Here is an 18,942-nt window from a genome sequence, read left to right on the forward strand (position 1 = left end):
TTGCTTCCTAGACTTTGATGACGGCAGGGCCGCCGTGTTCGTGAATGATGTCGAAGTCGTCATCCTGGGTGATGACTGGCAGACCGTTGGCCACGGCGATTGCGGCGATCCACAGGTCGTTCACGTTCACACGCCGTTTTGCTGCGGCGAGCGCATACCGAAGGCGACCCCATTCAGTGGCTTCGTCGCGGCCGATGGCGAGGAGACTCAGTCCGGCGATGGACTCCAGCGTTGCGAGGCGCGCTGCTCGCACTTCCGGCGTCTGCGAGGCATGCACTCCGGCGTAGAGTTCGCCGCGCGAGATCACGGAGACATGCTGTTGAAGTGGCAACCGCGCGTGATCAAGCGACCGATGCTGTTCGACCGCAATGAGCACGCTGGTGTCGAGGAGCCCCGCCCGCTCGGTCATTCGATCGGGCCAAGCTCGTCGGTCGTATCGTCCCATACATCGTGAGGATGCGGTTCGTTGATGGGACGCTTCGGCCGCATTGCCATCAGATCTTCCACCGTCAGGTACTGCTTGAGCGGCGGTGTGACGGCAATCAGCTTGGCGGCCGGAACGCCGTTCACGGTGATCGTGACTTCTTCACCTCTGCGGGCGCGTTCGATGACATCGGCGGTGTGGTTCCGCAGTTCGCGCACGGGCACTTCGGTCATGCGGCAAGTGTAGCCGCGCGTAGCACGTCCCCCAAATTGGGGGCGACATCACTGCCCCTGCGCTTTGTACCGGGCCTCTGTGGCGTCTTTCTGGGGCGCCCACCAGTTCTCGTTGTCGCGGTACCACTCGATCGTGGCGGCGAGGCCGGCCTCGAAGTCGTCGTAGCGGGGCGTCCAGCCGAGTTCGGTGCGCAGGCGCGTCGAGTCGATCGCGTAGCGCAGGTCGTGGCCGGGGCGGTCATTCACGTGGTCGTATGCGTCCGAGGGCTGACCGAGCTGCGTGAGGATGAGCTCGACGACGTCCTTGTTGTTCTTCTCCCCGTCGGCGCCGATCAGGTAGGTCTCACCGATCTCACCCTTCTCGAGGATCACGAGCACGGCGGAGGAGTGGTCATCCGCGTGGATCCAGTCGCGCACATTCTCGCCCGTGCCGTAGAGCTTGGGGCGCTCGCCGCGCAGCACGTTCGTGATCTGGCGGGGGATGAACTTCTCGACGTGCTGGTAGGGCCCGTAGTTGTTGGAACAGTTCGAGATGGTCGCCTTGACCCCGAAGGAACGGACCCACGCCCGCACCAGCAGGTCGCTGCCTGCCTTGGTCGAGGAGTAGGGGCTCGACGGGTTGTAGGGCGTGTGCTCCGTGAAGCGCTCCGGGTCGTCGAGCTCGAGGTCGCCATAGACCTCATCGGTCGAGATGTGGTGGAAGCGGATGCCGTGCTTGCGCGCCGCCTCCAGCAGCGTGTAGGTGCCGATGATGTTGGTGTCGAGGAAGGGCCGCGGGTCATCGAGCGAGTTGTCGTTGTGGCTCTCGGCGGCGTAGTGGACGACGGCATCGTGGCGGGCGAACAGCGCATCGACGAGTTCCGCGTCGCAGATGTCACCCTGCACGAACTCGAAACGGTCCTTCGGCAGGCCCTCGAGCGAGGCCAGGTTGCCGGCATAGGTCAGCTTGTCGAGCACCGTGACACTGTGGTCGGTCTCGCTGAGCACGTGGTGCACGAAGTTGGAACCGATGAACCCGGCTCCGCCGGTGACGAGCATCTTCATTGGGGGTGTGCCTCCTTGGCGGGTCCCCCAGATTCTAGCCGCGCGTCATCCGGCGATTCATGAGAGGCGGACGACCGCGGCGGCCATTAGGATCGTCGTCGTGCAGCCAGGGCAAGCAGATGTGATCCGCCCGGCTTCGCATCACATTGCCTCCTCGCAGTCGATACCGGCGAAGCGCGGGTTCCGCACCGACATTCAGGGGCTGCGAGCAGTCGCGGTGGCCCTCGTCGTGATCTATCACCTCTGGCCAAACCGGCTGAGCGGTGGCTATGTGGGCGTCGATGTCTTCTTCGTCATCTCCGGGTTCCTGATCACGTCGCATCTCCTTGACGAAGTGCAGCGGTCGGGCACTGTGGCGCTCGCCACATTCTGGGCGCGGCGCATCCGTCGCCTCCTGCCAGCTGCGCTTCTGGTGCTCGCCGTTGCTTTGATGGCCACCGTCGTGTGGGCTCCAGATTCCCTCGTCGCGGGCGTATTGAGGGAGACCTCGGCGGCTGCGCTGTATGTCGTCAACTGGGTGCTGCTTTTCACCTCGGTCGACTACCTGCGTGGGGCAGGCGTGGAGTCGCCCGTACAACACTTCTGGTCACTCTCCGTCGAGGAGCAGTTCTACTTCGTCTGGCCAATGTTGATTGTGGGCGTGCTGCTGGTGCTGCGAGCAAGCGCTCGCCGGCGACGAGTAGAGATCGCGACTCGTCACCGGGTCGCCTCCGTGTTCGGGATGCTCGCGCTTGTGTTTGTTGCGAGCCTTCTGTACTCCGTGATCCTCACCGCCTACTCGCAGCCCGCCGCATATTTCAGCACCCTCACTCGCACATGGGAGTTTGCCGCGGGTGGCCTGGCCGCCGCGGCGATGGTGCTGTGGCCCAGGCTCGAGAGCCGTCAGCGCACGAAGCTCGGCTCTGCCCTGGCTATCACCGCGGCCTGGGCGGGATTGATCGTCATCGTCTGGTCAGCATTCGCACTCACCGACAGCTCGCCGTTCCCCGGCTGGGTCGCCCTCGCGCCGGTACTCGGGACAGTGCTCGTCTTGATCGCTGGGGGAGTGTCGGGGCGCCTTTCGTCGCACAACCTTCTTTCGGTCCTTCCCATGCAGAAGATCGGCGATTGGTCGTACTCGATCTACCTGTGGCACTGGCCGCTGATCTTCTTTGTGCCGTTCGCATTCGACACCGTCCTGTCGGCGCCCGCGAAGGTCGGCATCGGTCTGGCAAGCGTTGCGCTCGCAGCGGCCACCAAGTGGCTGGTCGAAGACCCTGTGCGCAGGGCTCGCGGGATACGAACGTGGCACGCGTTCATCATTGCTCTCGTCGGCCCGGCCGTAATCGTGGCTTCGTCCTTCGCGGTTGTCGCGGCGGATCAGGCGCGATATGCCGCGACAGCGACGTGGGTTGAGGAACAGCTGAGCTCGGGAGCCGAGTGCTTCGGTGCCAAGGCGATGGCCCCGGGCGCGGACTGCGGTGACCCGACTGCCCAATCCAGGGACCCGGATACCCGCTTCGCCGCAACAGATCTCGACCCAGAGTGGTGCGTGGCTGACTCTGACGCTGAGCTCGTCTCGTGTCAGTACGGCGAGTTGCAGGCACCTGCACGCACGATCGCTCTTGTCGGCGATTCACACGCTGCGGCCCTGGCTCCAGCTCTGCAAGACGCTGCTGACGATCTTGGCTGGCGCCTCGTCACCTACCTGAGGGTCGGATGCCCCGCCCTCTCAGAAGAGCCCATAGGCCTTCCAGGGCGAGCCGATTGGGAGCAACAGGCGTGCGCCGACTGGAGCGCCGAAGTTCAGCAGGCGCTCGTCTCCCGCGACGACATCGACACGGTCGTGTATTCGAACTTCTCGAGCCGCTATCACGACGGCCTCGTGCCGGAGCAGCAGCGTCTCTCGGCGCAGGAGATTGCGGCCACGTGGACCGAAGTCCGGGAGTCGGGCAAGCAGATCGTGCTGATCCGAGACGTTCCAGACCCCCAGAGGATTAACATCCCCCTTTGTCTTTCCACGACATCAGATGCCGCCGAGTGCGCCACAAAGCGAGTCCAGGCGCTGCCCAACGATGAAGCGCTTCGCGCAGCGTCGCAGGCGGAGGTTCCCGTCGTGGACCTCTCGGAGCTTTTCTGTGACGAGGTCCTTTGCCATGCGGTGATCGGGGACGTCGTCGTCTATGCGGACGACAACCACATCAGCCGCACGTTCGCGCGCACCCTTTCGTCGTTCGTGGGGGCAGAGCTCGGACGGGTTACCGCGCCTTAGCGATTACCTTTCGCGGGAGAGCCGACGCTTGATGAGGGCGGAACGCACGTTGAGCCCCACACGTAGCGCGAGCCGCACGGGCAGGAGGTGCGGGCCCGAGTACTTCTTGTCGAGAAAACGCCGGGCGCTCTCATGGTGCGCCTGGATCATGGCGCCCGAGTCTGACGTCGTCGAGTGGGCGCCCGTGTGCGTGACCACCGCGGCGGGCTCGTAGACGTTGCGGTAGCCGTGCCGGCCCAGACGGTAGCCGAGGTCGACGTCCTCGAAGTACATGAAGAACTCGGGGTCGAAGCCGCCGACCTCTTCCCAGGCGGAGCGGCGCACGAGCAGGCAGGAGCCGGAGAGCCAGCCGGCGTCCGAACGCACGCTCGTGTTGACGGTGTCGTCGCGGTAGCGCCGTGTCCACGGGTTGCCGACCCAGAGGTTCGCGAAGAGGGCGTGTCCCACGCCCGTGCGGAGTGACGGCACAGCCCGGGCCGAGGGGTAAATGTCGCCCTCGGCGGTCAGTGTTGCAGGGCCGACAGCACCGATGCGGGCATCCTCATCGCCCGTCGCCACGAGGGTGTCGATTGCGTCGGCACTCATCACGAGGTCAGGGTTGCTCACGAGCACCCATTCGACGGATGCATCGAGGTCCTTCACCGCAGCGTTGATCGCGGCGCCGTACCCGACATTCGTGGGGAGGGCGACATGACGGGCGCCGTGTTGCGCAACCAGCGCCCCGACATCCTCTGGTCCGTTGGCCTTATTGTCTGCCACGACGACCTCGATGTCACCGGTGACCGCCGCCGGAATCGAGTCAAGGAAGGCTGGGAGCACATCGCCCGAGCCGTAGCTCACCGTGACGACGGCGACTCGGGGTCGGGGGGAGGGCGAGGTGGACATGACCGACCCATCCTAGACGGCCCCACGGTTGGCTTAGGCTAGATTGTTCGATGGCCGACCCGGGCCCTCAAGTGGGGATGCATGAACTATCTGAAGGAGATCCTCGCCTCTCGCGAGCTACTCATCAACCTCACGATGCGCGAGGTGAAGGGCAAATACAAGCGCACCGTGTTCGGTCAGCTGTGGTCGCTCGCGAACCCCCTCGCGTTGATGCTGATCTACACGTTCGTGTTCTCCTTCATCTTCCGCGTCAAGCTGGAGCCGGGAGACCCCAGCGGCCTCGATGTCTTTGCCATCTGGTTGCTCTGCGGCCTCCTGCCGTGGATCTTCTTCGCCAACGTGCTCAACAACGGCATCACTTCACTCGTCTCGAATGCTGGCCTCATTCAGAAAGTGGCGTTCAGCCGAGTCGTGCTCCCGCTCTCGCAGGTCGCATCCGCCGCCTACAACTGGATGTTCGAGATCGCCGTGCTCGTCGTCGTGCTGAGCATCCTCGGCGCCTTCGTGCTGCCATGGATCCCGCTCGTCATCGTCGCGATGGTGCTGCTCGCGGTCTTCGCCGCCGGGCTCGCGCTCATGCTGGCGATCGCCAACGTCTATTTCCGAGACACCCAGTGGTTCCTCTCGATCGTGCTGCAGCTCTGGATGTATCTGAGCCCCGTCATCTACCCGGTCTCGCTGGTAGAGGACGCTTCGAAGGGGGTCGGGGGAATCTGGGGAACGTCCATCACGATCCTCGACCTGTATCACCTGAACCCCATGGTGTACTTCCTGGAGCTGTTCCGGAACCTGCTCTATGACAACCGATGGCCAGACCCGATGACGTGGCTCATCTGCCTGGCATGGGCTGTGGGAGCGTTCGTCGTTGGCCTGTGGGTGTTCCGGCGCAATGAGAAGAATCTCGCGGAGGCGCTATGAGTGATGTCGCAGTCGCTGTCGACCATGTCAGCAAGAGCTTCCGGATGTACCACGAGCGCAACCAGACGCTGAAGGCCGCCATCATGCGTGGCCGCACCTCAGTGCACGAGGACTTCTGGGCCCTCAAGGACGTCAGCTTCGACGTGCCGGAGGGCTCGACCTTCGGATTGATCGGCAGCAACGGTTCGGGCAAATCGACGCTGCTCAAGTGCCTCGCCAAGATCTATTACCCCAACGAGGGCACGATCACGCACTACGGCAAGCTCGCGGCCATGCTGGAGGTCGGTTCGGGCTTCCACCATGAGCTCTCCGGTCGCGAGAACATCTACCTCAACGGTTCGATCCTCGGGATGTCGCGCAAGGAGATCGACCGCAAGTTCGACGAGATCGTAGCCTTCTCCGGCGTCGAGCAGTTCATCGACCAGCCCGTCAAGAACTATTCCTCGGGAATGTACGTTCGCCTTGGGTTCTCCGTCGCGATCAACGTCGACCCCGACATCCTCGTCGTCGACGAGGTGCTCGCGGTCGGTGATGCGGAGTTCCAGAAGAAGTGCTTCGACAAGTTCGCGGAGTTCAAGCGCGCGGGCAAGACGGTGATCCTCGTGAGCCACTCCATGGACTCAGTGCGCTCCATGTGTGACCATGCCGCATGGCTCAATAAGGGCACGCTGAAGGCGGTAGGCGAAGCCGCTCCGACGATCGCGGCCTACGAGGCGTCGCTCAACAACTGAGCGAATTGAGCTCGCTGCTCGCGGATTAAGCCTGTCGAAATCTCTCCAAGCCGCCTCTGGGTAGGATCGTCGGGTGCAGATCCGAGAACTCTCCGTGCCCGACTCCTACGAGATCACCCCCAAGCAGTTCGGCGATGACAGGGGTGTGTTCCTCGAGTGGTATCGCTTCGATCGACTTGAGGAGGCCATCGGTCATCCCATCGACCTTCGGCAGGCCAACACCTCGGTCTCCAAGCGCGGGGTCGTTCGCGGCATCCATTTCGCAGATGTGCCGCGCGGCCAGGCGAAGTACGTGACAGCCACCCACGGGGCCGTGCTCGACTACGTGATCGACATCCGTGTGGGGTCGCCGACGTTCGGGCAGTGGGATTCGGTGTTGCTCGACGACAAGGACCGCCGCGCCATCTACATCGCGGAGGGCCTCGGTCACTGTTTCGTTGCGTTGACGGATAACGCGACCGTGAGCTATCTCGTGAGCGACGTGTTCAACCCGAGCAAGGAGCACGGCATCAACCCGCTCGACGAGCAGGTCGGCCTGGTGTTCCCGCCTGAGGCGGGGGAGCTCCTCCTGTCGCCCAAGGACACGGATGCCCCAACCCTCGCCCAGGCGGCCGAACAGGGGCTGCTGCCCCAGTACGACGACATCCGTCGCTACTACGACCTCCTCAACCAGAAGGACGCCTGATGCGCGGAATCATTCTCGCCGGCGGCTCCGGCACCCGGCTCTGGCCGATTACCAAGGGCATCTCGAAGCAGCTCATGCCGATCTTCGACAAGCCGATGATCTATTACCCGCTGTCGACGCTCATGATGGCGGGCATCAACGAGATCCTCATCATCACGACGCCCGAGTACAACGCGCAGTTCAAGGCGCTCCTCGGCGATGGCAGTGACCTGGGCATCCGTCTCGAGTATGCCGTCCAGCCCTCGCCGGATGGTCTCGCGCAGGCCTTCATCATCGGCGAGGAGTTCATCGGCGACGAGAGCGTGGCCCTCGTGCTCGGTGACAACATCTTCCATGGAGCTGGGCTCGGCTCGTCGCTGCGCACTCACGGCGAGGTTGAGGGCGGCCTGATCTTCGCCTACCACGTGTCGAACCCGACGGCGTATGGCGTCGTCGAGTTTGACGACAACATGAAGGCCGTCTCAATCGAGGAGAAGCCGGCGAAGCCGAAGAGCAACTATGCCGTGCCGGGCCTCTACTTCTACGACAACGACGTGGTCGAGATCGCGAAGACGATCGAGCCGAGCGCACGCGGCGAACTCGAGATCTCGACCGTCAACGAGCGCTACCTCGAGGCGGGCAAACTGCAGGTGCAAATGCTCGACCGGGGTACAGCGTGGCTCGACACGGGCACCTTCGAGTCGATGATGCAGGCCTCCGAGTATGTGCGCGTGATTGAAGACCGCCAGGGCTTCAAGATCGGATGCATCGAGGAAATCGCCTGGCGCGCCGGCTGGATCGACGATGCGCAGTTGCGGGCGCTGGGGGAGTCGCTCGTGAAGAGTGGCTACGGCACGTACCTGCTGGGTCTGCTCGGCGAAAACGACGCGTAGGCCCACTGCTGTGCCGCGAGTGCTTCGGACGCTGCGACGCGCGGCGAGGGCCGCCGCTCGGCGTCTCTGGGTCGCTGAAGGGGTCCAGCAGTGCGGAGAGCCGCTGAGTCCGGAGATCCGCGCTCGATTCGTCGCCCTCGGGCTGACGAGCGATGAGCTCGACGCCCTTGACCTGCGCGAGGCGAGCATCCGGTATCCGGAGGGCTGGCGAGATCGGGGCAATCGTATCTACCTCGCCGCTGGAGTGGGGCTCAACCCCGAGTTCGTCACTGCCAGCGCGGAACTCGGCGGTCTGTCGGGGGTCGCCATCGTGCTCGGGAGTCCCATCGACGGGCTCGCGGTCCTCGGCATCCACGGAGACGACGCATCTGTCTTCATTGGGCCCGAGTGTTGGCTGCCAAGCGCCCAGGTGCACTGTGGCGGCGGTTCTTCGGTCGTGTTGCGGCGACTCGTTACCTGTACGTTTGCGGGGCACCTTGACGCGCGCAACGGCGGCGCGATTTTCGCCGATACCGACCAGCTGTGGGCCTCGAGGGTTTACATTGCGACCGATGACATGCACTCGCTCCTCGACGCCGAAACGGGTGCCCGCCTGAACCCCCGTGGGGGAAGGATACGACTGGCTCGGCATGTGTGGCTTGGTCAGGAATCCGTCGTTCTGGGCGGTGCACACATCGCGGAAGACTCCGTCGTGGGAATGCGCTCTATGGTGCGCGCGGGCTCCTATCCCGAGGGTTCGGTGCTCGTCGGGACGCCGGCTCGAATCGCGCGAACGGGCGTCACTTGGTCGCGCGAGGATGTCACGGGAATCGCTGACTATCCGCGCCCTGCCGGGCGTGTCGCGCCGAATGCGGCCGTAGACAATTCAGTCCGTTAGCCTGTTGAACGGTGTCGATCGGGCGGCACAGTTGGGGTCGGTTCTGATGCGTGTGTTTGTTCGCGGAATTTGTTCGCGGGTCGTGGCGGGAACTCTGGCGGTCATGGTTGTCGCCACGGGCATGATTGCGGTGCCTGCCGTCGTGGCGCCCGAGGCGGCGGAGGCGGCGGACGCGCGCCTCTTCGACCCCGGTCACATCATCAGCGACGACAACTTCTTCAACGGCGCTGCCATGACGGAGGCGCAGATCCAGAGCTTCCTGAACACGATGGCTCCGGGTGCCTGCGGGCCCAACAACTGCCTGAAGCAGTACGCACAGGCGACCTCGAACAAGCCTCAGCACTATTCCGATACTGCAGGTGCAGTGCAGTGCACCGCCTATGCGGGTGCCGCGAGTGAGTCAGCTGCCAGGATCATCTTCAAGGTGCAGCGTGCCTGCGGAATCAGCGCAAAGGTCATCCTCGTCACCCTCCAAAAGGAACGTGGTCTCGTGACCAAGACGAGCCCCATTCCCGCCGACTTCACCGTCGCCATGGGGATGGGGTGCCCCGACACGGCAGCGTGCGACGTGAATTACTACGGATTCTTCAACCAGGTCTGGTCGGCCGCCAAGCAGTTCAAGACCTACCGCGCCGCGCCGAACTACTTCAAGCACCGTGCGGGCGCGACAGTCGACCTGCTCTTCCACCCCAATGCAGCGTGCGGCTCGACTCGCACCCTGATCCGGAACGCTGCCACCGCGGCCCTGTACAACTACACGCCGTACCAGCCGAACGCGGCGGCCCTGGCGAATCTCGGGGGCACAGGAGACGCCTGCTCGTCCTACGGCAACCGCAACTTCTTTCGCGACTACACCGACTGGTTTGGCAGCCCTATTAGTCCGGCGGCCCCGGCAGGGTCCCTGGATTCGGTGGCAGCTGCCGGCGCTGAGAGCATCCGTGTGCGTGGCTGGACGTTTACAGGGGGCAAGACCCAGCCGATCTCGATCCACGTTTATGTGGACGGAAAGTTCACGACGAGTGCGAATGCAGATAGTCCTCGCAGTGATGTTGCAGCCGCGTACCCCTTCCAGGGCCAGAACCATGGCTTCGATCACACCTTTGCGGTGCCGGCAGGCAGTCGGAACGTCTGTGTATACGGCCTTGATTCGTTGTCAGGCGGCAATGCTCTGCTTGCCTGTCGAACAGTCTTGGTGCCTCCGAAGGAGCCGGCCGCAAGCGATTCAGCTGCCGTGTACCGCTTCTGGAGCGACGCATACAACGGGCATTTTTACACGCGCAGCGTTGCGGAGCGGAACAAGCTGATCACACAGCAAGCGTCGACATGGACGTATGAAGGGCCGATGTTCGGCGCGTTCGGAACTCAGGTCCCGGGCACTGTGCCAGCGTTCCGTTTCTGGAGCGCGACATACAACGGGCACTTCTACACCACTAGTGCGGCCGAGAGGGACAGGGTGATCGCCAACTATCCGGATCACATCTGGAAGTACGAAACGATTGCCTTTTACGTCTACCCCGCCAGCACGACCACCGCGGGTACGCGGCCAGTGGCTCGTTTCTGGAGTCCCGTTTACCAGCGCCACTTCTACACGGCGAGCGCCAACGAGGCGCAGAAACTGAGGACCCACTCTGCCGACGTCTGGACCTACGAGATGGATCCCTTCCGGGTGCCGGTCGCTGTGCCGAACGCCGCGCCCGTGCCTTAGCCGCGGCAGGCGCTCAACGTGGGCGGCGACGAAACGGTGCGGATAGTGAAGTTACTTTGCGGGCGAGGGCGTAAGTCTTGCTGCGCTGGATTTCGTCAAGTGAATGGGCCGTCTCCCGAAGATTCTCTGTCAGCGCATCCGCAGCAAGTGAGAGTGGACGAACCAAGTGGTCCCGTCGCGCCAGCCTCTCGACGTCCACAGGGGCGGCGCTTGCCTCGGTGAGGAGCCTTTCCCACTCAGAAACTGCTCCATGCCGGAACAGCGCTTCGCGCTGCAGTGCTTTCTGGGGCAAATCCAGACCGAAAAGAATCTCCATGTCGTCGAGTGCGGAGTCATCTTGCAGCAGGAGAAGGTCTCCAAACTCGAGTGTCAGCCGGTAGGTCAAACTGGTATGTGGAGCTTGCGCTTGGCCCCTGGTGGACCTCAGGTCCTTATGAACCGGCGATGTGGTAACCCAGCGCAAGGCAAAGCGATTCAGAAGGAGTAACTGCTCGAGAGAGGTCACCGGGCTTGTTGTGATCGCAATATCGAACACTTCATCGATAGCCTCGCGATCGATCAGCCTCAGTGGATCGCCACAAGGTGCGGTCGTCATCTTGGCGCCCAAAGGAGGCACGACCGTAAGGTCTGCCTTGCTGCTTACAAGACGGAGCGCCGAAAGAACGATTTCTGCTTCCCCCGGATTACCGGAGATTGATTTGCTGCCAGCGAGGTCGATGAGCACCTTCGGCTTCCGCGGGTTTCCGTCTTCGACGAGGAGATCCGCAAATCTATCGACGGCGGAATAGCCGTGCCGAATGAAGTTTGCTACAGCCCGCGGGTAGAACGGGTAACGCTCGTGCAGGATCCGTGAGTTTTTCGCCTCAAGTTCAGTTCGTTGTGCGCTGCCAAAACTCGTGCTGCCCACGTGTCGGACCAGGGCGTGGTTCGCGATCAACGACGAGTAGCCCGCTTCATTTATGCGAAGGCAGAAGTCGTTTTCTTCGTTGTATCCCCGACCGAAGACCTCGTCAAACAGGCCAAACTCGTTGATGAGGGTGCGGCGAATCAGCAAGCAGAACCCCACCGAGACCGGAGAGATGTAGAAGCGGGGAAGTAGCGCATGAACGGCCGCGAACACCTCGTCGGTGCGCGCGGCATCTCGCTCCCCACGACTGTCGCGTTGATGAAAGGGGATGGTAGCGATGGTTGCGTCGTTGCTGCGTGGACACACGGTGCCATTCCTGGGCGAGGAGTGGAGGACCGCCCGCATCTCGTCAAATGCACCGGCTGTCACAACGGTGTCCGAGTTCAGCAGGATGATGTCATTCGGTGAGGTGTCCAACTCAAACACTGCACGATTGCAGGTCAAGCCGAAGCCCAGGTTGTGTGGATTTCGTTCGTAACGGAACTGAGGCTTCCCGTAGATGAGACCTCGAATGCCAGCTTCGATCGCATCGGCTTCAGGACCGCAGTCGTTGACGAGTAAGACATCGTATGTTTCAGCTGGCGCGTATTCGATGAGTGAGCGCACGCAGTCGCGCAACGAGTCCCAGTCTCCATACACCGGAATGACGATGGTGACGCGCGACGTCCCTGCGCCGGATGGCTCATTGCTCAAGCGTGACAGTCCTTCCAAGTCGGCCGACTTCCGAGTCTACTCGGGGGGATTCCGAGGCCCTATGCGGACTAGATGGTGTCCTACGTATCGAACTGGAGGTCGCGCGACGCCCTAGTCTGTGTGGGTGAGGGTTCTCGTCTTTTCGCACAGCTCCGCAGTCGACAACCTCGGTGGCGCCGAGAGATCGCTTCTAGAGTTCCTTGATGCGTGGCGCGCGGTGGATCCTGAACTTGAGGTCTTCGTCGTTTCGCGCACTCCGTCCGGGCACCTGCAACCGGAATTAGACCGCCGTGGTATCCCATGGATGAACCTGCGATTCCACTCGGTCGTTCGCCATCGGAAAGCTACTACCGACGAGCACATTTACCGTTCGGCCCGGGATGACTTCGCCGCGGTACGAGCACTTGAGCAGTTCATCTCAGGATTCGAGCCCGACCTGGTTATCACTAACACGATCGTGGCGCCCTGGGCTGCCCTCGCGGCGAAACTCAGCGGGGTGCCTCACGTTTGGTTCCCGCGGGAGTATGGGGATGGCCACGAATTCCAGATACCTGCGGAGGACGTATTCGAGGACATCGGGACACTATCTGACCTAGTCGTAACCAATTCCCGCTCGCTGCGGGATTTTCTCTCGGAATGGGTCGAAGCGGAGAAACTTGCGGTGCTCTACCCCCGCATCGACATCGCAGAAGGCAACCCGCCGAATCCCCAGTGGCCTTTTCCTGAGTCCGCCGCCGAACGCCCCCTCCGCTTGGTATGTGTAGGAAGGATCGCCAAGTCGAAAGGGCAGGCGCGAGCTGTTCGTGCCGTGGCTGGCCTCAAACTGCTCGATGTTCATGTTGAGCTGGTATTGGTGGGCTCGGCAGCGGACGAGGACCGACGCGAACTGGAGACGCTGGTCGAGGCGAGCGGCGTAGGTGATCGCGTCCGGCTGACAGGAGAGCTGGAAGATCCCCGTCCGGTCGTCATGGCTGCGGACCTCGGCTTGGTCGTTTCAGACAGCGAGGGCTTCGGGCGCGTAACAGTGGAGTTCATGGCCGCAGGCAAGCCGGTCATTGGAACCGCGACGGGGGCGACGGTGGAGCTGGTCGACGATGGAGTGACCGGAGCGCTATTCGACCCGAAAGACTCCGATTCCTTGGCGAGAGCAATTCGTCGCTACGCCGATGAGCCCGGCTTGGCCGCCCGGCACGGCGAGGCTGCTTGGAGAACGCTTCGGGATGACATCGCATCTCGCCACACTCTCCCACCACTGTTGGCCCGATTTGCAGACGTCACCGCTGCAGGGTCGGCGCCGTTACCGGGGCTTCCGCGAATCATGGCGTATTGGATGTCGCTGCCCACGACCGCGGTCAACCTTCTGACGGCGACCGGAGGCATGGTCGACCCACGGACGTCTTTGACATGGAAGGTCGGGCGCATGGCGATGGCGGGGCCGCGCACACTCCTTCGACTCCTCAGGAAGGGAAGTGGCCAAGCATGAGAGTCATGTTCATTTCTCACAGCTCTGCGAATGATGGGTTCGGCGGTGGCGAACTGACACTCCTGAACCTCATCGATCGCTGGCGTGAACTTCGACCTGAGGTCGACTTCTTCGTCGTTTCGAGGAGCCCCGAGGGCATGATGCAGGCAGAGTTCGACAGGCGAGGAGTGTCGCATCGAGCCCTCCCCTTCGACGCTTGGGTACTTCCGATGATTCGTGAACGGCCAATCGACGTGATCATGACCGCTCGAATGGACTCGGAGGCGGTATCCGCTATCGCCAGCCTGATTCGAGAGTATGAGCCGGACCTCGTAGTGACGAACACGATCGTGGCGCCCTGGGGGGCGATCGCGGCAAAGATGGAACGGGTGGCGCACGCGTGGTTGGTGCATGAGTTCGGCGATTTGGACCATGGGCTGAAGTTCCGCATTGGTCGGAAGCGGACCTTCGAGGACATAGGGATCCTTTCCGAAGTGGTCGTCGCGAATTCAGAGGCGGTACGCGACCACATTGCGCAATGGGTGGATGCTTCGAAGGTGACTATCGCGTACCCCGCGAATGACCTTCCTCGCGCTCGGGCGCTGGCGGGAAACCGGCGCGCTGAGAAAGCGGAGTCTCCGGAAGTGCTCCGAACCGTTCTCGTTGGTCGACTCGGGCAGTCCAAGGGACAGTGGCGTCTGCTTCGCGCAATTGCAGCGTTGAGGGGCGAAGGCGTGCAAATCGCCGCGGATCTTGTCGGGCCAGCAGGGTCAGCCGAACTGGAGGAGATCCACGAGCTAATCGACGTCTTGGGTCTTTCTCACTGCGTGACCATCACTGGCGAGACCGACAACCCCTTCGCGCACATGGCTGAGGCAGATGTCGCAGTCATGGCATCGACGTGCGAAGCCTTCGGCCGGGTCACGCTTGAGTATCAGGCACTGGGCGTGCCCGTGATCGCCGCGCGGTCGGGCGCGAATCCGGAACTCGTCACCGAGGGAGAGACCGGGTGGCTCTTCGAGCCGGACGATATCTCAGATTTGGTGCGGGTCCTGCGAGAAGCGCACGAGGACAGGACCGAACTGCGCCGCAGAGGAGCCGCGGCTGCGCGCGCCGTGGAAGAGCGGCTCGAGAACGCATATCCCGTATCGGATCTCATCGAGCGCTTGGAACAGGCTGTCAAGACGGGCAGTCTGCCGCTTCGTCGCCTCCCGAATCTCACTCGCGAATGGCTCAATCTGCCTAACGTCGTTGAGCGTCATCGTAGAGAAGTCACTGCAATGCAAGCTGCGGTCCACCAGTCGGAAACGTGGCGGGCGGGCCGGATCTTAGTGGCCCCACTTCGTTTCATCGCCCGCCTCGTTCGCCTGCGGTGACCCAGTCACCCTTCAGTAGACTCAGTCGGTGACTGATTCCGCTGTTCCTCGCGTCTCCCGGTCAGGAACCCAACTGGCCTTCGTGAAGGCTCAGCTTGACGAGTTCTTGTTCGGACTCGCTGTCATCGTGGGGTTCGTCGGACTGATGGAGCCACGTCACCTTTGGGGGCGTTACTCGATCCTCGAGTCTGCGCTGGCCGTGCTCGTGCTGTCCTTGGTCGCCTGGCGGTATTCGCCTCGCAGGCCAAGGGTTCCACTTCTCTTGCCGCTCGGCGGGCTGTTGCTACTCATGGCGGCCTCGGCTCTCTGGAGCTACGCGTCGTGGGAAACGGTAAGAGACGTCACTACTTACGCGATTCTGGCGCTGGGCGCCTGGGTCATCGTTCGATCAGCACGGCTGCAGACGGTCGTGCTCGCAATCGTGGTCGCTGGGGCACTGGTGCTCGGCGCCTCGACTGCCCTACTTCTTGTGAGTCCTGCCGACGCGCTCTTCTACGAGACGAGTGGCTTCCAGGGAATCTATGGCAATCGCAATACGCTCGCGTTCGTCATGACCCTCGCGCTCCCTGCAGCTCTCACGGTCCGAGTTTCGGGATGGCTTGGCGCGATAGCAAAGTTCGCGGCTGCGACCGCGTTCCTCATCGCGATCGGCTTCACGCTTTCGAAGTCAAGCTGGATAGTGGCTGCTGTCGTCGTCCTGTCGTGGATCGGGCTTGGGCTGCTCCGTCGCAGGCGGGCTGCGGGGATCCTCTTTTTCGGAGTCCTCGCCCTCGGTGCTGCTCTCGCAATGGCGAACTTTTCCCGTGTCCTTCTCTTACTTGGCAAGAGTGACACGATAAACGGCCGTACCGGAATCTGGACGGGTGTGCTCGATGCGATCGCACAGAGGCCGATTGTCGGCTTCGGCTGGTCGCGTTCCTGGCCAGCAGGATCTCCGCACAGCGAGCGTGTGTCACAAGAACTAGCAGCGGGGCACGTCGTTTTTCATGCACACAACGAGCTGCTCAACTGGCTCGTGACACTCGGGGTTCTGGGGGCGGTGCTTGTCCTGGTGCTTTATGTTTTCGCTGTTTGCGCCGGTATACGCATCTGGTGGGGTAACCAACAGGCGGTGTTTCTCTGGCTGCCCATAACCGCTGTGGCTGTGATTGCCCGCGGTTTCAGTGACATCAGCGAAACCAATGCGCAGGGGTGGTTCGTCTTCATGTTGGTGCTTGCATCCTGCGCGAAGTACCTGCCAGTTGACTCACGCATCGCTCGGTCTCGTGTCTTATTGAGCGGTCGGTCTGAATCAGCGGAGCCTGGAGCGGTACCGAGACCGTAGGGATGGCCGATTTGGCGTCAACTGACGGCGGCGCGTGACACAACGAATAGACTGGGTCACCGCGACAAAGCGATAGCTCCGTTGGAGCGGGAACGGTTGGATGCATGTCAGAGGCACAGAAGCTCGTCGTTGTAGGCCAGGGATACGTCGGACTTCCCGTAGCGATGCGCGCGGTCACGCAGGGGTTTGACGTCGTCGGGGTTGATCTCGACGCGAGTCGTGTCGATCGCCTGCTATCTGGGGAGTCGTTCGTTGACGACATCACTCATGACGAACTGAAGGCAGCCTTGGAATCCGGTCGGTACCGTCCCTCGGTCGACTACGCAGTCGCGGAGTCTTTTGACTTCGCGGTGATCACGGTGCCAACGCCATTGAGGGAAGGGCTGCCCGATCTGACGTTCATCGAAGAATCGGCGAAGTCGCTGGCGGTATATCTCAAGAAGCAGGCGACGGTGATTCTCGAGTCGACGACATACCCGGGCACGACCGAAGAGCTTCTTGTCCCCATTCTGGAAGCGGGTTCCGGCCTCAAGGCCGGGAGTGACTTCTACGTCGGCTACAGCCCCGAGCGCATCGATCCAGGCAACAAGGTCTGGGGGTTCGTCGAGACACCGAAGGTCGTTTCCGGAATCGATGTCCAATCGCTCGAGAAGGTCGAGGGTTTCTACGACCGTCTCGTGGACACAACAGTGCCGGTCAGTTCTCCCAAAGAGGCGGAGCTGACCAAGTTGCTGGAGAATACCTTCCGGCACGTCAACATCGCGCTCGTTAACGAGCTGGCGATCTTCGCGCAGAAGCTGGGCGTGAACGTTTGGGAATCGATTGAAGCTGCCAGCACGAAGCCTTTCGGGTACATGAAGTTCACCCCAGGACCTGGCGTCGGGGGGCACTGCCTCCCCGTAGATCCGAGCTATCTCTCTTGGCAAGTGAGGCGGAAGCTCGGGCAGAACTTCCGATTCGTGGAGCTTGCGAACGATGTCAATGACCACATGCCCGACTACGTCGTGCAACGGCTCATGCTGATCCTCAATCGTTCGCAGCGCGCCATCAGCGGCTCTAAGGTCGCCTTAGTCGGGCTCTCGTACAAGAAGAACACTGGCGACATTCGAGAGTCACCCTCTCTGAAGATCATCGAGCTGCTCCAGGAATACGGCGCTGTGGTCATCGGAGTCGACGAGCGAGTGGAGGCTGCTCGGTGGCCTAAGGGCGTCGAGAGGATGGCCCTCAACGAGGACCTCATCCGTTCTGTGGATGCTGCGATCCTTGTCACCGACCACGACGATTTCGATCTCTCCGTGCTCGAAAACATCGATACTCCGGTCCTGGACACCAAGAACAAGATCAGTGGCAGAAACGTCGAGCGGTTGTAAGACGTTGGATGTCCGCGAGGCCGCCCTGTGAGGACTGTTTTCGGACTCGTCGCAAATGCCGGGTATGTCCTGGCTGTCCAGATCCTCGCACTCGTAACGCTGGACCCGGCGGACTACGGAGCCTTTTCGCTGCAGTATCTCGTGTTTGCGTTGGGTAGTTCGCTCTCACTTTCACTCATCAGTGAGGCTTGGCTACGTCACGATACGCAATCGGGAGTGCGAAGCCCTTGGCGAGACTACGGTAATGCGACGCTCTTCCTCGCGCTGTCGCTCGGAGGGCTTACAGTTATCGTTTCTGCATTGGTGCCCGCTCTCAGTGATGTTGCGGTGATCGGCGCCCTCGCGGTCGCGGCATCCGTCTATCGTGTGAGCGTTCGGTACTACGCGGTGAGGTGCAAAGCGCCGGTGCTCGTGTCGGACCTGTCCGGCCTCGTCGTAACCGTGGCAGTCTGGGTTTGGTTCGCTGTGCTTGGCGACTGGTCGCTATTGGGTATGTCCACGGCGTGGGCCCTTGGTGCTGTGGCCTCGGCGTTGACCTCGAGACTTCCACCGCTACCCTCCGTGTCCCTCTTACGTTCCTGGTTCTCTGACAAGCGCACGCACATTCGGCCGCTTCTTCGCGACTCAGTCTTGATGGACGCTGGTGCGATCGGGACTCCATATCTTCTTGCACCTCTGCTGGGCGTCGCACAATTCGGTACCTACCGCGCGGTGTCGAACGTGGCTGCTCCCGTACGCCTCGTCCTCACACCGCTGAGGCCGAAGATCGCGATGCTTGCGCAGGAACCACAGACGCTCAAACGTCACGCGCTCGTTGTGGCAGCAGCCGTCCTCCTGGCGCTGTGCGCATACGGTGCACTCGTGGTGATCTCAGTAGCCCAGCTCGATCTTGGCACCCTCAATGAACTGGGCAATTTTGCACTTCCAACCGCCATATTTGTAGCGGCGAACTTCCTTGGCACGTTCCACTACATCGTGGCTCGCGCCGGGCTGAATGGCACCGGGCTTCTCCTCGGACGCCTGGTACAGACCGTATTTGCGATAGCCGGACCGCTCATCGGCTTTGCAGTCGGTGGACTGGGTGGTGCCATCTGGGGCTACGCCCTAGTGACCGTGGTTTCTGCGGTCACGTGGGCGGTATTGGTATCTCGTCCGCGGTGGCGGTCGACGCACTGAGCACTCGGC

Annotated in this window: 17 protein-coding genes; 12 read left to right on the forward strand and 5 right to left on the reverse strand. The window is 62.2% G+C overall.

The annotated features are described in order from the left end of the window. Positions 1 to 7: 7 nt before the first annotated feature. From FVA74_RS03965 to rfbB, 3 genes are read right to left on the reverse strand one after another with little or no spacing between them, the layout of a single operon-like run. Positions 8 to 409, reverse strand: a complete 402-nt coding sequence (locus tag FVA74_RS03965; RefSeq protein ID WP_147720529.1) for a PIN domain-containing protein — start codon at positions 407 to 409, stop codon at positions 8 to 10. Continuing rightward, positions 406 to 657: a type II toxin-antitoxin system Phd/YefM family antitoxin gene (locus FVA74_RS03970; RefSeq protein WP_147720531.1), complete on the reverse strand. Its 252-nt coding sequence runs from the start codon at positions 655 to 657 to the stop codon at positions 406 to 408. The genes FVA74_RS03965 and FVA74_RS03970 overlap by 4 nt, the downstream gene beginning before the upstream one ends. A 48-nt stretch (positions 658 to 705) precedes the next feature. Continuing rightward, entirely contained in the window at positions 706 to 1,701 is a 996-nt protein-coding gene (rfbB, locus tag FVA74_RS03975; protein ID WP_147720533.1) for a dTDP-glucose 4,6-dehydratase, read from the reverse strand. Here rfbB and FVA74_RS03980 point away from each other — a divergent pair. Further along, complete coding sequence (locus FVA74_RS03980) at positions 1,667 to 3,952, forward strand: acyltransferase family protein (RefSeq protein WP_147720534.1); 2,286 nt, start codon at positions 1,667 to 1,669, stop codon at positions 3,950 to 3,952. The genes rfbB and FVA74_RS03980 overlap by 35 nt on opposite strands. A 3-nt stretch (positions 3,953 to 3,955) precedes the next feature. Here FVA74_RS03980 and FVA74_RS03985 read toward each other — a convergent pair whose 3' ends face one another. After that, positions 3,956 to 4,837, reverse strand: coding sequence for a glycosyltransferase family 2 protein (locus tag FVA74_RS03985; RefSeq protein ID WP_147720535.1), 882 nt, complete (start codon positions 4,835 to 4,837; stop codon positions 3,956 to 3,958). Between the two features lie 81 nt (positions 4,838 to 4,918). On the opposite strand from FVA74_RS03985, the gene FVA74_RS03990 reads away from it, so the two are divergent. From FVA74_RS03990 to FVA74_RS04015, 6 genes are all read left to right on the forward strand, one after another. Further along, positions 4,919 to 5,755 carry an ABC transporter permease gene (locus FVA74_RS03990; protein ID WP_147720537.1) on the forward strand — a complete coding sequence of 279 codons (837 nt, stop codon included), beginning with the start codon at positions 4,919 to 4,921 and terminating at the stop codon, positions 5,753 to 5,755. Continuing rightward, positions 5,752 to 6,486: an ABC transporter ATP-binding protein gene (locus tag FVA74_RS03995; RefSeq protein WP_147720539.1), complete on the forward strand. Its 735-nt coding sequence runs from the start codon at positions 5,752 to 5,754 to the stop codon at positions 6,484 to 6,486. Before FVA74_RS03990 ends, FVA74_RS03995 begins: the two co-directional genes overlap by 4 nt. Positions 6,487 to 6,559: 73 nt before the next feature. Beyond that, on the forward strand, positions 6,560 to 7,171 hold the full coding sequence (locus FVA74_RS04000; RefSeq protein WP_147720541.1) for a dTDP-4-dehydrorhamnose 3,5-epimerase family protein: 612 nt from the start codon (positions 6,560 to 6,562) through the stop codon (positions 7,169 to 7,171). Beyond that, a complete protein-coding gene (rfbA, locus tag FVA74_RS04005; RefSeq protein ID WP_147720543.1) occupies positions 7,171 to 8,043 on the forward strand; it encodes a glucose-1-phosphate thymidylyltransferase RfbA in 873 nt (290 codons plus the stop codon). Before FVA74_RS04000 ends, rfbA begins: the two co-directional genes overlap by 1 nt. A gap of 10 nt (positions 8,044 to 8,053) precedes the next feature. After that, positions 8,054 to 8,920: a hypothetical protein gene (locus FVA74_RS04010; protein ID WP_147720544.1), complete on the forward strand. Its 867-nt coding sequence runs from the start codon at positions 8,054 to 8,056 to the stop codon at positions 8,918 to 8,920. A 103-nt stretch (positions 8,921 to 9,023) separates the two neighbouring features. Beyond that, positions 9,024 to 10,625, forward strand: a complete 1,602-nt coding sequence (locus FVA74_RS04015; RefSeq protein WP_147720546.1) for a hypothetical protein — start codon at positions 9,024 to 9,026, stop codon at positions 10,623 to 10,625. A gap of 13 nt (positions 10,626 to 10,638) precedes the next feature. On the opposite strand, the gene FVA74_RS04020 is transcribed toward FVA74_RS04015, so the two are convergent. Beyond that, a complete protein-coding gene (locus FVA74_RS04020; protein ID WP_168220042.1) occupies positions 10,639 to 12,225 on the reverse strand; it encodes a glycosyltransferase family 2 protein in 1,587 nt (528 codons plus the stop codon). Between the two features lie 124 nt (positions 12,226 to 12,349). On the opposite strand from FVA74_RS04020, the gene FVA74_RS04025 reads away from it, so the two are divergent. The 5 genes from FVA74_RS04025 to FVA74_RS04045 all read left to right on the forward strand — a co-directional run bounded on the left by FVA74_RS04025 (position 12,350) and on the right by FVA74_RS04045 (position 18,933). Beyond that, positions 12,350 to 13,708 carry a glycosyltransferase family 4 protein gene (locus FVA74_RS04025; RefSeq protein ID WP_168220043.1) on the forward strand — a complete coding sequence of 453 codons (1,359 nt, stop codon included), beginning with the start codon at positions 12,350 to 12,352 and terminating at the stop codon, positions 13,706 to 13,708. A 5-nt stretch (positions 13,709 to 13,713) separates the two neighbouring features. Further along, positions 13,714 to 15,063, forward strand: a complete 1,350-nt coding sequence (locus FVA74_RS04030; protein ID WP_168220044.1) for a glycosyltransferase — start codon at positions 13,714 to 13,716, stop codon at positions 15,061 to 15,063. Between the two features lie 28 nt (positions 15,064 to 15,091). After that, positions 15,092 to 16,387, forward strand: coding sequence for an O-antigen ligase (locus FVA74_RS04035; RefSeq protein WP_147720553.1), 1,296 nt, complete (start codon positions 15,092 to 15,094; stop codon positions 16,385 to 16,387). Positions 16,388 to 16,491: 104 nt separating this feature from the next. Further along, positions 16,492 to 17,757 carry a nucleotide sugar dehydrogenase gene (locus FVA74_RS04040; protein ID WP_147720556.1) on the forward strand — a complete coding sequence of 422 codons (1,266 nt, stop codon included), beginning with the start codon at positions 16,492 to 16,494 and terminating at the stop codon, positions 17,755 to 17,757. Positions 17,758 to 17,784: 27 nt separating this feature from the next. Then, positions 17,785 to 18,933 carry a hypothetical protein gene (locus FVA74_RS04045; protein ID WP_147720558.1) on the forward strand — a complete coding sequence of 383 codons (1,149 nt, stop codon included), beginning with the start codon at positions 17,785 to 17,787 and terminating at the stop codon, positions 18,931 to 18,933. Positions 18,934 to 18,942 lie beyond the last annotated feature (9 nt).

The sequence above is a fragment of the Salinibacterium sp. dk2585 genome, assembly GCF_008001035.1.
Taxonomy (GTDB): Bacteria; Actinomycetota; Actinomycetes; order Actinomycetales; family Microbacteriaceae; genus Homoserinimonas.

Excerpts from the sequence above, each read along its gene's own strand:
- FVA74_RS03965 (WP_147720529.1), bottom strand. The coding sequence starts at position 409 with ATGACCGAGCGGGCGGGGCTCCTCGACACCAGCGTGCTCATTGCGGTC.
- FVA74_RS03970 (WP_147720531.1), bottom strand. The coding sequence starts at position 657 with ATGACCGAAGTGCCCGTGCGCGAACTGCGGAACCACACCGCCGATGTC.
- FVA74_RS03980 (WP_147720534.1), top strand. The coding sequence starts at position 1,667 with ATGAACCCGGCTCCGCCGGTGACGAGCATCTTCATTGGGGGTGTGCCT.
- rfbB (WP_147720533.1), bottom strand. The coding sequence starts at position 1,701 with ATGAAGATGCTCGTCACCGGCGGAGCCGGGTTCATCGGTTCCAACTTC.
- FVA74_RS03985 (WP_147720535.1), bottom strand. The coding sequence starts at position 4,837 with ATGTCCACCTCGCCCTCCCCCCGACCCCGAGTCGCCGTCGTCACGGTG.
- FVA74_RS03990 (WP_147720537.1), top strand. The coding sequence starts at position 4,919 with ATGAACTATCTGAAGGAGATCCTCGCCTCTCGCGAGCTACTCATCAAC.
- FVA74_RS03995 (WP_147720539.1), top strand. The coding sequence starts at position 5,752 with ATGAGTGATGTCGCAGTCGCTGTCGACCATGTCAGCAAGAGCTTCCGG.
- rfbA (WP_147720543.1), top strand. The coding sequence starts at position 7,171 with ATGCGCGGAATCATTCTCGCCGGCGGCTCCGGCACCCGGCTCTGGCCG.
- FVA74_RS04015 (WP_147720546.1), top strand. The coding sequence starts at position 9,024 with ATGGTTGTCGCCACGGGCATGATTGCGGTGCCTGCCGTCGTGGCGCCC.
- FVA74_RS04030 (WP_168220044.1), top strand. The coding sequence starts at position 13,714 with ATGTTCATTTCTCACAGCTCTGCGAATGATGGGTTCGGCGGTGGCGAA.
- FVA74_RS04040 (WP_147720556.1), top strand. The coding sequence starts at position 16,492 with ATGTCAGAGGCACAGAAGCTCGTCGTTGTAGGCCAGGGATACGTCGGA.